This is a genomic window from Clostridium lundense DSM 17049 (assembly GCF_000619945.1).
Taxonomy (GTDB): domain Bacteria; phylum Bacillota; class Clostridia; order Clostridiales; family Clostridiaceae; genus Clostridium_AO; species Clostridium_AO lundense.
Window position 1 is genome coordinate 1 of sequence record NZ_JHVC01000029.1, and the last position, 14,054, is coordinate 14,054.

Annotated in this window: 12 protein-coding genes; 7 read left to right on the top strand and 5 right to left on the bottom strand. The window is 29.7% G+C overall.

The features are described from left to right. Together T514_RS0120470 and T514_RS0120475 are read right to left on the bottom strand one after the other, a co-directional pair. Positions 1-258 (bottom strand): transposase (locus T514_RS0120470; protein WP_027624652.1); only part of this gene is annotated, 258 nt, incomplete at its 3' end. Positions 259-357: 99 nt separating this feature from the next. Beyond that, the gene (locus T514_RS0120475; protein WP_027626430.1) at positions 358-558 is read right to left on the bottom strand and encodes an alpha/beta-type small acid-soluble spore protein; all 201 of its coding nucleotides are present in this window, start codon (positions 556-558) and stop codon (positions 358-360) included. A 288-nt stretch (positions 559-846) separates the two neighbouring features. Between T514_RS0120475 and T514_RS0120480 the strand changes: the two genes are divergently transcribed. The 3 genes from T514_RS0120480 (at position 847) to T514_RS0120490 (ending at position 3,806) form a co-directional block, all read left to right on the top strand. Beyond that, on the top strand, positions 847-1,665 hold the full coding sequence (locus T514_RS0120480) for a MerR family transcriptional regulator (protein WP_027626431.1): 819 nt from the start codon (positions 847-849) through the stop codon (positions 1,663-1,665). 101 nt (positions 1,666-1,766) lie between these two features. Then, on the top strand, positions 1,767-2,801 hold the full coding sequence (locus T514_RS0120485) for a PTS sugar transporter subunit IIC (protein ID WP_027626432.1): 1,035 nt from the start codon (positions 1,767-1,769) through the stop codon (positions 2,799-2,801). Between the two features lie 18 nt (positions 2,802-2,819). Further along, entirely contained in the window at positions 2,820-3,806 is a 987-nt protein-coding gene (locus T514_RS0120490; protein ID WP_027626433.1) for a D-isomer specific 2-hydroxyacid dehydrogenase family protein, read from the top strand. Between the two features lie 116 nt (positions 3,807-3,922). Here the strand turns inward: T514_RS0120490 and T514_RS0120495 are convergent, their stop codons facing one another. Both T514_RS0120495 and T514_RS0120500 read right to left on the bottom strand, forming a co-directional pair. Next, a complete protein-coding gene (locus tag T514_RS0120495) occupies positions 3,923-4,390 on the bottom strand; it encodes a staygreen family protein (protein WP_027626434.1) in 468 nt (155 codons plus the stop codon). A 91-nt stretch (positions 4,391-4,481) separates the two neighbouring features. Next, on the bottom strand, positions 4,482-5,567 hold the full coding sequence (locus T514_RS0120500; protein WP_027626435.1) for a VanZ family protein: 1,086 nt from the start codon (positions 5,565-5,567) through the stop codon (positions 4,482-4,484). Between the two features lie 269 nt (positions 5,568-5,836). Here T514_RS0120500 and T514_RS25925 point away from each other — a divergent pair, with 269 nt between their 5' ends. Then, positions 5,837-8,194: a cell wall-binding repeat-containing protein gene (locus T514_RS25925; RefSeq protein WP_051542215.1), complete on the top strand. Its 2,358-nt coding sequence runs from the start codon at positions 5,837-5,839 to the stop codon at positions 8,192-8,194. A gap of 66 nt (positions 8,195-8,260) precedes the next feature. On the opposite strand, the gene T514_RS0120510 is transcribed toward T514_RS25925, so the two are convergent. Next, positions 8,261-8,704, bottom strand: coding sequence for a MarR family winged helix-turn-helix transcriptional regulator (locus T514_RS0120510; protein ID WP_027626436.1), 444 nt, complete (start codon positions 8,702-8,704; stop codon positions 8,261-8,263). A gap of 202 nt (positions 8,705-8,906) precedes the next feature. Here T514_RS0120510 and T514_RS0120515 point away from each other — a divergent pair, with 202 nt between their 5' ends. Genes T514_RS0120515 through T514_RS0120525 form a run of 3 tightly spaced genes read left to right on the top strand, consistent with a single transcriptional unit; the run spans position 8,907 to position 13,752 of the window. Then, on the top strand, positions 8,907-11,183 hold the full coding sequence (locus T514_RS0120515; RefSeq protein ID WP_027626437.1) for an ABC transporter ATP-binding protein: 2,277 nt from the start codon (positions 8,907-8,909) through the stop codon (positions 11,181-11,183). Beyond that, positions 11,176-13,038 (top strand): ABC transporter ATP-binding protein, encoded by a 1,863-nt coding sequence (locus T514_RS0120520; protein WP_027626438.1) that lies wholly within the window; start codon positions 11,176-11,178, stop codon positions 13,036-13,038. The genes T514_RS0120515 and T514_RS0120520 overlap by 8 nt, the downstream gene beginning before the upstream one ends. Positions 13,039-13,092: 54 nt before the next feature. Beyond that, the gene (locus T514_RS0120525) at positions 13,093-13,752 is read left to right on the top strand and encodes a Dph6-related ATP pyrophosphatase (RefSeq protein WP_027626439.1); all 660 of its coding nucleotides are present in this window, start codon (positions 13,093-13,095) and stop codon (positions 13,750-13,752) included. Positions 13,753-14,054 lie beyond the last annotated feature (302 nt).

Here is a 14,054-nt window from a genome sequence, read left to right on the forward strand (position 1 = left end):
TATTTCCATTTCTCCATATTTACTACGAATAGTTTTTTGTTTCTTTCCATTGCGTGCATTTTCTACATCAGTACGCTCATATGGAGAATACCCTAAATGGTTATCCATCTCAGCTGCAAGCATGCTTTCAATAGTACCTCCAAGAAGGTCTTTTAATGCGTCTTGAATGTCCTCAGCAGATTGAATGTCATACTCCCTAATTAAATCAGCAATAATATTCTTTTTTCCCTCTGTTAATCTTTCTTTTCTTTTACCCATAACAAAACAGCCTCCTATGATATTTATATTTTATCATAGAAAGCTGCTATATTTTGTAATTTACAGACTTTTTTTCACAGGCTCAAGAGTAATAGATTTTTATAGCAATTTTTTCTCAAATGCCTCTACCATTTTTTTAGTCATTAACCCACCAATAGGTCCTCCTACAGAGCCGTTTAATTTTGAAGTTTCATTTCCTTTATAGCTATCATTAAATTTCATACCAAGTTCATTTGCATATTCTGTTTTCATTCTATCAAGCTTTTCCTTTGCTTCAGGAACTAAAGGTCGTCTACTCATTATATAACACCTCCATATTAGTATTAGTTTTGTACTTCTGAATAAATATATACTTAGTAAATTATTCAGATTTATAGATGTTTTGTTTTTACAAGATGATTATTTTATAACTACAAATTATTAGAGTTTATTTTAAGAGTTATTTTTTAAAATATTTACAGATAATAATATAATACATTACAATGGTATTATTAAAAAAAGATTTAGAGTTTAAAAAATATATCATGTAGAAAAAGAAGAATTTTAACTATAAAGAATGAACTAAGGGCATAGTTTGGAGGGGAAACTTTGGAACATAAAAAATATAAAATTAATGAAGTTGCAAAAATGCATAATATATCTAAGAAAACCTTAATATATTATGATAAAATTGGACTTTTTAGACCACAGTATGTGGATGAAGTAAATAATTATAGATATTATGATATGAAAGAGCTTCCAATATTGAAGCAGATTGTATATTTAAAAAAGATTGGATTCTCTTTAAAGGAAATAAAAAATCTTTTAGATAATAGAGAACATGATTTAATAATAAATGCTTTATCTTCTAGAAATAATGAAATAATGAAAGAAATTGATAAGCTTGAAGATATGCATAAGAGTATTGAGCATTTACTAAATTTTTATAGAAAAACAAAATATCTAGATAAAAGAGATTTATATAAACCATCAGTTAAGATATTTACTCAAAGAAAAATCTTTTATTTAAAATGTGAAGAAGAAGGTAATGTGGAAGAAATAATGCTAACTTATAGAAGAGTATTAAAGCGTCTTCAAGAGTTGAATTTGTTCTCTCATAAGGAGTATGGCACAATATACTTAAAGGAAGGGATAGAGTATGGTTTTAAGCATAATGTGGGATCTTTTATAAGTATTCCTGATAATTATAATATTAAAGAGCAAACTATTCTTGAAGAGGGAAAGTATATTTGTATGTATAAAGATGGAGGTTATTATAATGAGGAGGCAGTTAAATATCTTTTAAAATGGATACAAGAAAATGGTTATGAAGTTTTAAGTGATATATATGAATATTGTTTGATAGATTATACTTTTACAAAGTCAGTAGATGATATGATATCTGAAATTCAAGTAAGGGTGAGATAATATAATATCTCATCTTTTTTTATTATTGACAATGACCTTAGGGTACAGCTTAAAGTGAGATTGTGAAAAAATTAATAATTCAAGTTAGGAGTGAATAGACAATGTCAGAGAGTAAAATTAATGCTAAGGAGTTTATTAGCAAAGTTTTAACAGGTATGAGTATTGGTATTGTAGTTGCATTGATACCTTCTGCTTTATTAGGAGAGTTAGGGAAAGCGCTTAATATACAGCCAATAGTAGAAATAACAAAGATGGCTAGTAGTTTGTTAACTATTGTAATGGGACTTTGTATAGCAATGCAATTTAAAATGTCACCTATTCAATCTGGAACTCTAGCAATAACTACAATGATAGGTTCTGGAGCTTTAAAGATGAATGGTAAGGTTATTCAATTTGCTGGAATGGGAGATGTAATAAACGCAGGAATAACAGCAGCATTAGCGGTATTATTAATATTATATATAGGAGATAAACTAAAAGCTTATACAATGCTTTGTGTTCCAACAGTAGTTATTACACTTATAGGTTTTGCTGGGTTGCAATTACTTCCATATGTATCTTCAATAACAAGATATTTAGGAAATATGGTGGATATGTTTACAACATTACAACCAGTACTAATGGGAATATTTACATCAGTTACTTTTGCTATATTAATAGTTTCACCAGTATCTACTGTTGGTGTTGCTATGGCAATTTCATTAAGTGGAATTGGTTCAGGAACTGCGAACCTTGGAATATGTGCAGCTGGTTTTGGTCTAGCAGTAGCTGGATTTAAAGTAAATGGACTTGGAACTTCACTAGCTCATGTGTTAGGTTCACCAAAGATGCAATTAGCAAACTTTGCAAAAAAACCTGCAATGATATTACCTATAATTGCAAATGCAGCAGTAGTTGGAGCTTTAGGTGGATTACAAAAGATACAGGGTACTCCAATGAGTGCTGGATTTGGTATTAGTGGACTTATAGGACCAATAAATCATTTAAATATTGCTGGATATAGCACAGGAAGTTTTGTAATAACAATAATAATGTTTGTAGTAGCACCACTTATATTGAGTTTTGTGTTTAAATATTTATTTGTAAATGTATTAAAAATTGTTAAAGATGAGGATTATTTAATAGAATTTAAATAATACAGGAGGAATTTTAAAATGAAAGTTATTGCATATGCATATAGACCAGATGAAACTGTGGCTTTTGAAAGATTTTCAAAGGAACTAAATCTAGATGTTACTTATGTAAAAGAAAGCTTATCACTTGAAAATGCACATTTAGCAGAAGGGATAGAAGCTGTTGCAATATTAGGTAACTGTAATGCTGGGAAAGAAGTTTTGGAAAAGTTAAGCAAAGGTGGGGTTAAATATTTAGCTTCAAGAAGTGCTGGATATAATAATATAGATCTAGAAGCAGCTAAGGAGCTTGGAATAAGAGTAAGTAATGCAACCTACTCTCCTAACTCAGTGGCGGATTTTGCAACTATGCTTGCTTTAATGTTAAATCGTAGAGTTATAGAATCAATAAAAAGAAGCCAAGGACAAGATTACACATTAGGTGGATTAATGGGGAATGAATTACGTAATCAGGTAATTGGAGTTATTGGAACAGGTCGTATAGGGCAAACTGTTATCAAAAATTTCAGTGGATTCGGAGCAAAAATACTTGCTTATGATTTATATCCAAATGAAGAGCCGAAGACATATGTAGAATATGTGGACTTGGATACGTTATTACAAAAAGCTGATATTATTACATTACATGCTCCATTGTTTGAAAGCAACTATCATCTAATAAATAAGGAAACTATTTCAAAAATGAAGCAGGGAGTAAAAATAATAAACACAGCTCGTGGGGAATTAATAGATACGTTTGCTCTTATAGATGGATTAAAGAATAGTAAAATTGGAGGGGCGGCACTGGATGTTATAGAAAATGAATTAGGTATATTTCATAGTGATTGTCGATTAAAAACTATAAATCATGATGGATTAGCTATATTAAAAAGTTTACCTAATGTAATATTAACTCCACATTGTGCTTTTTACACAGATCAGGCTGTTAGTGACATGGTGGAATGTGGATTAAGAAGCTTACATTCATTTTTACTAAAGGGAACTAGTCCATGGGAAATTACTAAATAGAGAATTTATTATTTTATTAGACTAAGGTTAAGAATCAGTTGATGAATTGAGATAGAGTATATAAAGAATTGCACCTTAAGAAAATACAAAGTATGTATTTTCCTAGGGTGCAATTTTTATTGTACTAAATTTCTTAAAATATTATAGTTTGAAAAGGTTCCCCAATATTCTACCCTATTAAAATGTGGACTTGTTGAATTGAAATAAACTAATATTGGAACATTATTCAATTCACTATGAGTAGTGAAAAACTTATTGTCTCCATATCTTATAGCTTCTAAGGCAAGTGGTAATTCACGTATAAATATTGAATTTCGTATAGGTGTGGTAATTGGATTAAATTTACCATCTACATATAAATGTACAAGGAAATAGTATCCTTTTTTTGTTTTTACCCAGCGCCCAAGAACTTCATCTCGCATAGCATTAATTTTATCATAGGCATATTTTAATCCAATGGTGAGAAAAAGTTCCGCTGTTATGTCAGAATGGGTAAGTGTATAGTGTCTAGGAATGATAGGTGATATAGGAGTTACTCCTCTTCTAAAGTCCACTGAAAGTTTTTTAGGATCTAATTTACTCATTTAATCCCTTCTTCAATATTATTTCACATAATAGCATTATATTAAGGAATAGGATGTTGTGTAACATTTATTGTTATAGATACATTAATTTTTATTCTATAATACTTATTCTTGTTTTACTTATTTTTTCATAAAATAATCTGTCTTTTTTTATTATAGATAAAGTAAGATGAACAAAAAGTAATACATTTAATACTAATGAAGCTATTACTATAATAAAATATATATAGTAGTAATAAGTATATCCAATATTTAATTGTATTGCCTTAGACATGATTTCATTTGTTCCAAATACCCCATAGTATAAGATAGCATATCGTGTGAATATTTCTTTAAAAGTCAGCTTTTCATAAGTCCCTTTAATTTGTATTCTTAATAACCATTTACCGAAGGTTTTACCATTTGTGATATATGGTACTAAAATGAAATAAATAAATATCCATATTGCTTCAGATAAAATATTATTTTTATTTATGAAGGTTGTAATTATAAACCAATCTATTGAAAAAGCAATAATTCTCCTAAAATAACTTACTTTAAACTCTTTTAAATTTATATTGTCATCAAGTTTTGATGTATCTGGAAGAAAAAATGTAAAAATAGGTGCTATTAGGTAGCCAATATATCCTCCAAAAGTATTTAACATTAAATCATCAATATCAAAAATTCTATAAGGAGCATTATATATACCATATAAACCTGTAAGTTGAGTTAATTCAAAAAACAATGAAAAAAGAAAAGTCATCAACAATGTTTGTTTTAAATTCTTTTTAAAATAATATCTTAAATAAACTCCCATAGGTAAAAGTAAAATACCGTTAAAAGCTGCTTGTAAGAATGCACGCTCTTTTAAAATATTTAAATAAGTTAAAGGATTTTTAAAGTCTACTTTTGTTTCTCTTAAAATGTCAAATATAAAGTTAAAAGGAGTCAATTGAGTATGTTTTGTACCGGGTTTTTGGATACTAATAATGTCTCTTGTATCAGGTAAAGGCAATATAACCAAATAATAGGATGTTATTAAAAATAATAAAAATGAATATAGAATAAAAACTCTAAATTTATTTATATAGCCATGTTTTCTATATTGATATATTGCAAATGGAATTAAAAACAAAAATGCAATAAATGGGAAAGATATAAAAGCATATTTGATAGGAATAAAATAAGATTGCATAATTCCTCCTTCAAGCATTTAAATTTTCGTTTATTTTATTTATTATAGAGAAGTTTTTAAGAACTTGCAAGAAAAGTGACGCGATTTGTAAATTATTGCTTTAGAAAAGTGCATATGATAAAGAGTTTTTCCATGATAAATAGAATATAAGCTATTTTTAATATATATTTAAGTAAATTGTAACCAAAATGAATCCATTTTGGTATATAATAAATAATGGCGCAGCAATGTATTTTATTTACAATATATAATTTAGGAGGAAAAACACAATGGTAAATTACAAGAAATATAATAAGAGAATTAGGAGTACTGTAGTGGCAACAGCATTACTTGTTAATATAATAGCTCCTATTAATGTACAAGCATTAGGAAATTTTGATATAAAATCTAGCTTTATATCTAAAGAAATTAATGAGAGAAGATTAAATATAGCACCAAACATAACACAAAAATTATATACTTTTAGAGACAAGGATAACAAGAAACAAGAAATGTTTGTAGTAGAAGTATATACAAAAAACAATAATGCAAGCATTGAAGCAGGAACTCCAAATAATAAAGATGCGTTTGGTATGCAAAAGGTATCATTACAAGCTAAAGCAGAACAAACTGATATCGAACATGTAATAGCAGCTGTAAATGGTGATTTTTATTATATGGTAACTGGAGAACCAATAGGAGTAATTCATAAAGATGGACGAGCAGTAAGATCAAAACATGATCCGAAGTGGAATTTTTTTGCTATTAAAAGAGATGGAACACCAATAATTGGGGATAGCAAAACATATGATGAAGTAAAAGGTGATTTAGAAGAGGCATTAGGAGGAAATGCTATTTTAGTAAAAGACGGTAGCGTTTATCAAACTCCACCTGTAGGATCCTACAGAGAACCAAGAACAGCAGTAGGTATAAAGGAAGACGGAACAGTATTTTTTGTTGCTATAGACGGAAAACAAGAACCTTATTCTGCAGGAATATCTGTTAAAGATTTAGCTAATTTAATGATTGATATGGGAGCTGTACAAGCTTTAAATTTAGATGGAGGCGGATCAACAACTTTTGTAGGGAAAAAGCCTGGAACTGATAATTTAACTGTATGGAACAGACCTTCAGACGGGGTAGAAAGAAATGTTGCAAATTCATGGCTAGCAGTTACAAGAGTTGAACCAACTAATGTATTTGCACAAGCTCATATTCAACCTTTTGATAGAACTTATACTCCAGAATCCACTATTAATTTTCAAGCAATAGGAATGGATGAATCTGGTTCACCAGCTGCACTACCTTCTGAAGGATTAGAATGGTCTATTGCAGATAAATCTTTTGGAGATATGTATAATAGTGGAATGTTCATATCCAATGGAAAGTTAGGACAAACTGAGGTTTTACTTTGTTATAATAAAAAAGTGGTTGGAAGAACGTGGATAGAAATTGCTAAACCAGATGAGGTATATAGTAATGTGAAAAATATTAAAGTTAATAAAAATTCTAATGCAAATATAAATATTTATTGCAAGTATAGAGAAAGAGATGTTATATTAAAAAACAATGATATTTTATGGGAAGTACCAGAAGAAGTTGGAACAATAGATGAACATGGCGTTTTACATACTAAAGATAGAGATGTAGCAGGAAAAATAACTGCTAAAATTAAAGGAACAAATATTTCTACTACTATAGACGTATTAGTAGGGGATCCATCTCAAATTAATAAGATTAAAATAGCAAATAAGACAAGAATAGCTGGTGCAAGCAGATTTAATACTGCAACATCTATAGCCAAAAAACTATATGGAGATAAAGTTTCCAATGTAGTTATTGCAAATGCATATAACTTTGCAGATCAGATATCAGCAAGTGTCTTAGGAGACAAATTAAAGGCTCCTGTACTTTTGATTGGGAATAATCCACAACAGGATAAAGAAGCATTAACATATATAAAACAGAGTATGGAAAAGGGTGGAAAGGTATTTTTAGTTGGAGGAAAGAATTCAATAGGGGATGCTTTAGTAGGCTCTATAAAATCCTTAGGAAATAACAATATAGAAAGAATAGAAGGCAAAGATATATATGAAACTCATATTAAAATAAATGACAGATTAAATGTGGAAAAAGGAACTCCAATAATAATAGCTAGTGGTGAAGGTTTTGCTGATGCATTAAGTGCGGCTACTATAGCTCAAATTAACAAATATCCAATAGTGCTTACTGAAAAAAATAATTTATCTAAAGCAGCAGAAACATATATAAAGAATATAAGCCCATCTAAAGTTTACATTATAGGTGGTGAAGGAGTAGTAAGCGGAAATGTTAAGGATGCTGTAAGTAATATTACTAAATTAAGTGATAGTGATATAGTAAGAATCAGTGGAGCAGATAGATATAAAACCAATATGAGTGTATTAAATTATTTTAATATAGAAGGAGATACTGTAGCAATAGCTTCAGGAGTAAGCTTCCCAGATTCATTAGTAGGAAGTGTATATGCAGGTAATAACAATGCTCCTATATTATTAGTTAATAATACAATGGATTTATCTGAACAAAGTAGATATGTTTACTCAAAAGGATACAAAAATTGCATCATATTTGGTGGTGAAGGAGTAGTAAGCAGTAAGTTATTTTAGACAATATAATATTATCCAATTATTTAGGCTATTGATGACATTTTATCAATAGCCCATTTTTTATAATCATTTTATTTTTCCTAATATATCTATAACCCCTGTTACATGATGGCCTAAATATTCTAAATCTTCAGAAGAGAGAACGGATATTTTTTCGGATAAAGTATTTTTTATCATTTCTTCTTGTTTTTTTATAAATTCATGGGCTTTGCTTGTTAATTCAATTCGTAATATTCTTCTATCATTTGGGTCATTATATCTATTGACCATATTTTCAGAAACTAATTTATCAATTATAGGGGTCATGTTAGGTTTAGAAATTAGAAGATTTTTAGCAATCTCTGAAATAGAAGAATCCCCATTATGCTTTAGATAAAGTATTACTTTAACATGGGATGGTGGTATGGGAAGGTTTTTCATCATTTCATCATGATTAAATATTTTTCTGTGTAAATTTAACATTAAATTATATAAGTCTTTAGAGAGATTATTGAGTTTAGTATCACTCATACTTATCCTCCTTAGTGAATTTTTTTGATTTCAAAATATATTATAGTATATTTTCAATAATTATACAATAATAAAAGTTATAAAAATATAAAAGTTATTGACATAGTAAAATTATTTAAATATAATAGTTATAAAATTATAACAATATAGAACGTGGGAAATAATTATTTGTAAAACAGATAGAAATGGAGAGATGCACCAAATGTTAAAGATAATTAAACATCTAAAACCTTTTATGGCATCAATAATTTTGGTAATAGGTCTTTTATTTGTTCAGGCTGTATGTGACCTGTCGTTGCCAGATTATATGTCGAATATTGTAAATATAGGTATTCAACAAGGAGGAGTAGAAAACGCAGTTCCTAAAGTAATCCGTAAAAGCGAGTTTGATAAAATTAAGATTTTTTTGAGTGAGGATGACAAGAAAAAAGTAGAAGATAATTATGTGCTATTAGATAAAAAAAATCTTTCTAAAAGTGAGTTAGAGGATTATGTAAAACAGTATCCATTGCTTAATAGTGAACCACTTTATAAACTTAATACAAAAGATAAAGAGAAAATTGAGGAACTTAACAGCATACTAGGTAAACCAGTATTAGCTGTTGGTGGAATAGAAAAAGGTGGTATATCAGCCTTGTCTTCTGCTATGCCAGGAGCAGCTTCTGAAAAAAATAAAATTAATGTAGGAAAAAGCTTTACCAATATTCCGGCTAACTCAGATCCATTTTTAATAATTTCAAAAATGACTAAAGAACAAATTAATGGAATAAAAGATAAAATAGATGATAAGTTTAAGGATATGCCAGATAGCATGATTACGCAGTCTGCAGTTACATTTATCCATAAAGAGTACCAAACTATAGGAATAGATACAGATAAGCTTCAATCAAATTTTATTCTTACTGCAGGAGGGAAAATGTTACTTTTAGCTCTACTCAGTATGGTTGCAACAGTTATAGTTGGCTTACTTTCTGCAAGAGTTGCAGCTAGTCTTGGGAAAAACCTTAGACAGAAGGTATTTAAAAAGGTAACAAGTTTCTCTAACACAGAATTTGATAAATTTTCAACAGCTTCTTTGATTACAAGAAGTACAAATGATATTCAGCAAGTACAAACTTTAATGGTAATGTTACTTAGAATAGTATTCTATGCTCCAATTTTGGGTATAGGCGGTGTAATTAAGGTACTTAACACTGATACCTCAATGGGATGGATTATAGCAGTTGCAGTTATGGCAATTCTAACTTTAGTTATTGTTCTATTTAGTATAGCCATACCTAAGTTTAAGAGTGTACAAAAACTAGTGGATAGGATAAATTTAATAACTCGTGAATCTTTAATAGGTATGCTAGTTATTCGTGCTTTTAACACTCAAAAGTATGAAGAAAAGAAGTTTGAAAAAGCCAATCAAGATTTAACAAGAACAAATTTGGTGATAAGTCGTTTAATGACAGTAATGATGCCAATGATGATGCTTATAATGAATGTTATAACTGTACTAATTATATGGGTTGGTGCACATCAAGTTGATGCAGGAAATATGCAGGTAGGTAATATGATGGCATTTATGCAATACACAATGCAAATAATTATGGCGTTTTTAATGATTTCTATGGTATCAGTTATGCTTCCTCGTGCTTCTGTATCATCACAACGTATAGCTGAAGTTTTAGATACTGAAATTATAATTAACGATCCAAAGGAACCAAAAAAATTCTCTTCAGATAAGAAAGGATATATAGAATTTAAGAATGTTTATTTCAGATACCCAGGAGCTGAAGAAGATTTGCTTTCTAATATTACATTTACTGCTAAACCTGGGGAAACTACTGCTTTTATTGGAAGTACAGGTAGTGGTAAATCAACCATAATAAATTTAATTCCACGTTTTTATGATGTTACAAATGGAGAAATATTAATAGATGGTACTGATATAAGGCATGTACCACAAAAAGAGTTGAGGGAAAAAATAGGTTACGTACCGCAAAAGGGGATTTTATTCTCAGGTACCATAGAAAGCAATATTAAATATGGTAAAAAGGACGCAACAGAAGAAGAAATAATAAAGGCAGGGGAAATAGCTCAAGCTATGGAATTTATTAATGCTAAGCCTGAAAGATTTAAAACTGAGATATCACAGGGAGGTACAAATGTTTCAGGAGGGCAAAAACAAAGACTTTCTATTGCTCGTGCTCTTGCTAAGAAGCCAGAAATATTTATCTTTGATGATAGTTTCTCAGCTCTTGATTTTAAGACAGATAAGGCATTACGTAAGGCTTTGAAGGATGAAACTTCAAGTACTACTGTTTTAATTGTTGCACAAAGGATAAGTACAATAATGAATGCAGATAGGATTATTGTACTTGATGAAGGTAAAATAGTAGGAAATGGTACTCATAAGGAACTTATGGAAAACTGTGAGGTTTATAGGCAAATTGCATTATCACAACTTTCAAGGGAGGAACTTGCTAATGAGTAATAAGGAAACAAATAATAAAAGATCAGATGGCTATGGCGGTAGACATATGGGCGGTATGGGAAAAGTCGAGAAGGCAAAAGATTTTAAGGGAACAATGAATAAATTAAACCAGTATTTAAAGCCATATAGTTTAGCAATAATTACTGTAATTATTTTTGCTATAGGTAGCGCGGCTTTTTCTATAGTAGGGCCTAAGATTTTAGGTAAGGCTACTACAAAACTTTTTCAAGGTTTAGTAAATAAAGTCATGGGAGTAGCAGGAGCCGCAATTGACTTTGAATATATAGGCAATATTGTGATTTTGCTTCTTGGATTATATATAATTAGTGCGGTATTTTCCTTTGTACAAGGATATATAATGTCAGGCATAGCACAGAAAGTATCTTATAAAATGAGAAAAGAAATTTCTCAAAAGATTAATCGTATGCCACTTAAATATTTTGATACCAAGACTCATGGAGAAGTATTATCAAGAGTTACTAATGATGTTGATACTGTGAGTCAAACTTTAAATCAGAGTATGTCCCAGATTATAACATCAGTTATTACAATAATTGGTGTTCTAATAATGATGATATCAATAAGCTGGCAAATGACTATAGTAGCACTTTTAATATTACCAATATCAATGACATTAATAATGGCAGTGGTAAAGAAATCACAAAAATATTTTAAGTCTCAACAAGAGTTTTTGGGTCATGTTAATGGTCAGGTAGAAGAAGTTTACGGTGGCCATAATATAATAAAGGCTTTTAACAGAGAAGAAGAAGCAGTTATAAAATTTGAGGAACTTAATAATAACCTTTATAACTCTGCATGGAAGTCTCAATTTCTATCTGGAATGATGATGCCTATTATGACTTTTATCGGAAATATAGGTTATGTAGCAGTATCTATTTTAGGTGGATGGCTTGCAATAAAGAAAACTATTGAAGTTGGAGATATATTATCTTTCATTCAATATATTAGAACTTTTACTCAACCAATAGCACAAGTAGCTCAGATAGCTAATGTTCTTCAATCAACAGCAGCTGCTGCTGAAAGAGTCTTTGAATTTTTAGAGGAGGAAGAAGAGGTTCCAGAATCTAAAAATCCAGTTAAACTTGAAGAAGTTAGGGGAGAAGTTACATTTAAAGATGTTCAATTTGGGTATAATCCAGACAAGATTATAATAAACGATTTCTCAGCTCACATTAAGCCTGGCCAAAAGGTAGCGATAGTGGGACCAACAGGAGCAGGTAAAACTACTATGATCAAGCTTTTAATGCGCTTTTATGATTTAAATAACGGATCTATATTAATTGATGGTCATGATATAAAGGATTTTAAAAGAGAAGATTTACGTAATATGTTTGGTATGGTACTTCAAGATACTTGGTTATTTAATGGTTCTATAATGGAAAATATTCGTTATGGTAAATTAGATGCAACAGATGAAGAGGTTATTGAAGCAGCTAAAGCAGCTCATGTTCACCATTTTGTAAAAGCTCTACCAAATGGATATAATATGGAACTTAACGAAGAGGCAAGTAATATATCTCAAGGACAAAAGCAACTGTTAACTATTGCACGTGCAATTTTATCTAATCCTAATATATTAATTCTTGATGAAGCAACAAGTTCAGTTGATACTCGTACGGAAGTTTTTATTCAAAAGGCTATGGAAAATTTGATGGAAAACAGAACAAGCTTTATTATTGCCCATAGATTATCAACAATCCGTAATGCAGATTTAATTCTTGTAATGAAGGATGGAGATATTGTAGAGCAAGGTAACCATGAAGAATTATTAAAGGCTAATGGATTCTATGCTTCTCTATATAATAGTCAGTTTGAAAATATGGATGCTTCTTAAAAAAGTGATATAATAATATTAAAGTTTTATGTAACAGCTAAGGAGTGTTTTTAGATGAATAAGAATTGCTTTGTTTCATGGAGTGGAGGAAAAGATTCATGTCTTGCTTTGTATAAAGCTATAGAACAGGGATATACTCCCAAGAAGTTGTTTACAATGTTTAGTATAGAAAATGATATAACTTCAGCACATAGATTAAGAGAAGATATTATAAAAGCTCAAGCGGATGCAATTGAAATTGAGAATTTACTTGGAAAAGCATTGTTTGATGATTATGAAAAAGTATTTATTTCTAACCTTAAATCCTTTAAGGAAGAAGGTATGGAGTATGGTATTTTTGGCGACATTGATTTAGAGGAACATAAGGAGTGGGAAGATAAGGTATGTGAAAAAGTTCTCATGAAAGCCGTTTTACCATTGTGGCAAAGAAATAGAAAGGAAATTGTAAAAGAATTTTTAGATTTGGGATTTAAAGCAAAAATAGTAGTAGTTAATACAACAATGCTTCCTGTTAGTTTTTTAGGTAAGGACTTAAGTTATTCATTAATGAGAGAAATTGAAGAGGTTGGTGCAGATGTATGTGGTGAAAATGGCGAATATCACACAATAGTGTATGACGGACCAATTTTTAAACATGCAGTTGAACTAGAATTTGGCAGTGACATAATACCTATAGAGAAAAAATGGGCTAAGATTGAAGTAGTAATTAAGTAAGTGTAAAAATATAAACAATGATAAAAAACACCCTAAGCATATCAAAACAGCGCTAAGGGTGTTTTTGTATATAAATTTATACAATATATATAAATTTTAAATTTTATCTAATGAATACTATTGGAAGCTAGGAAACACTTTATTCGACAAAATGATTGAAAAAAACTGATTTTACGAATATAATTAATAGGTGGGAATACGTTTACAACTATGATTTAGTTATAGCCTTTTTATATTAAGTTGGATGTCAACTATGGGGTGAAATTTTCATAGATGTAGATGATGAGGCAAAATATGGAGAT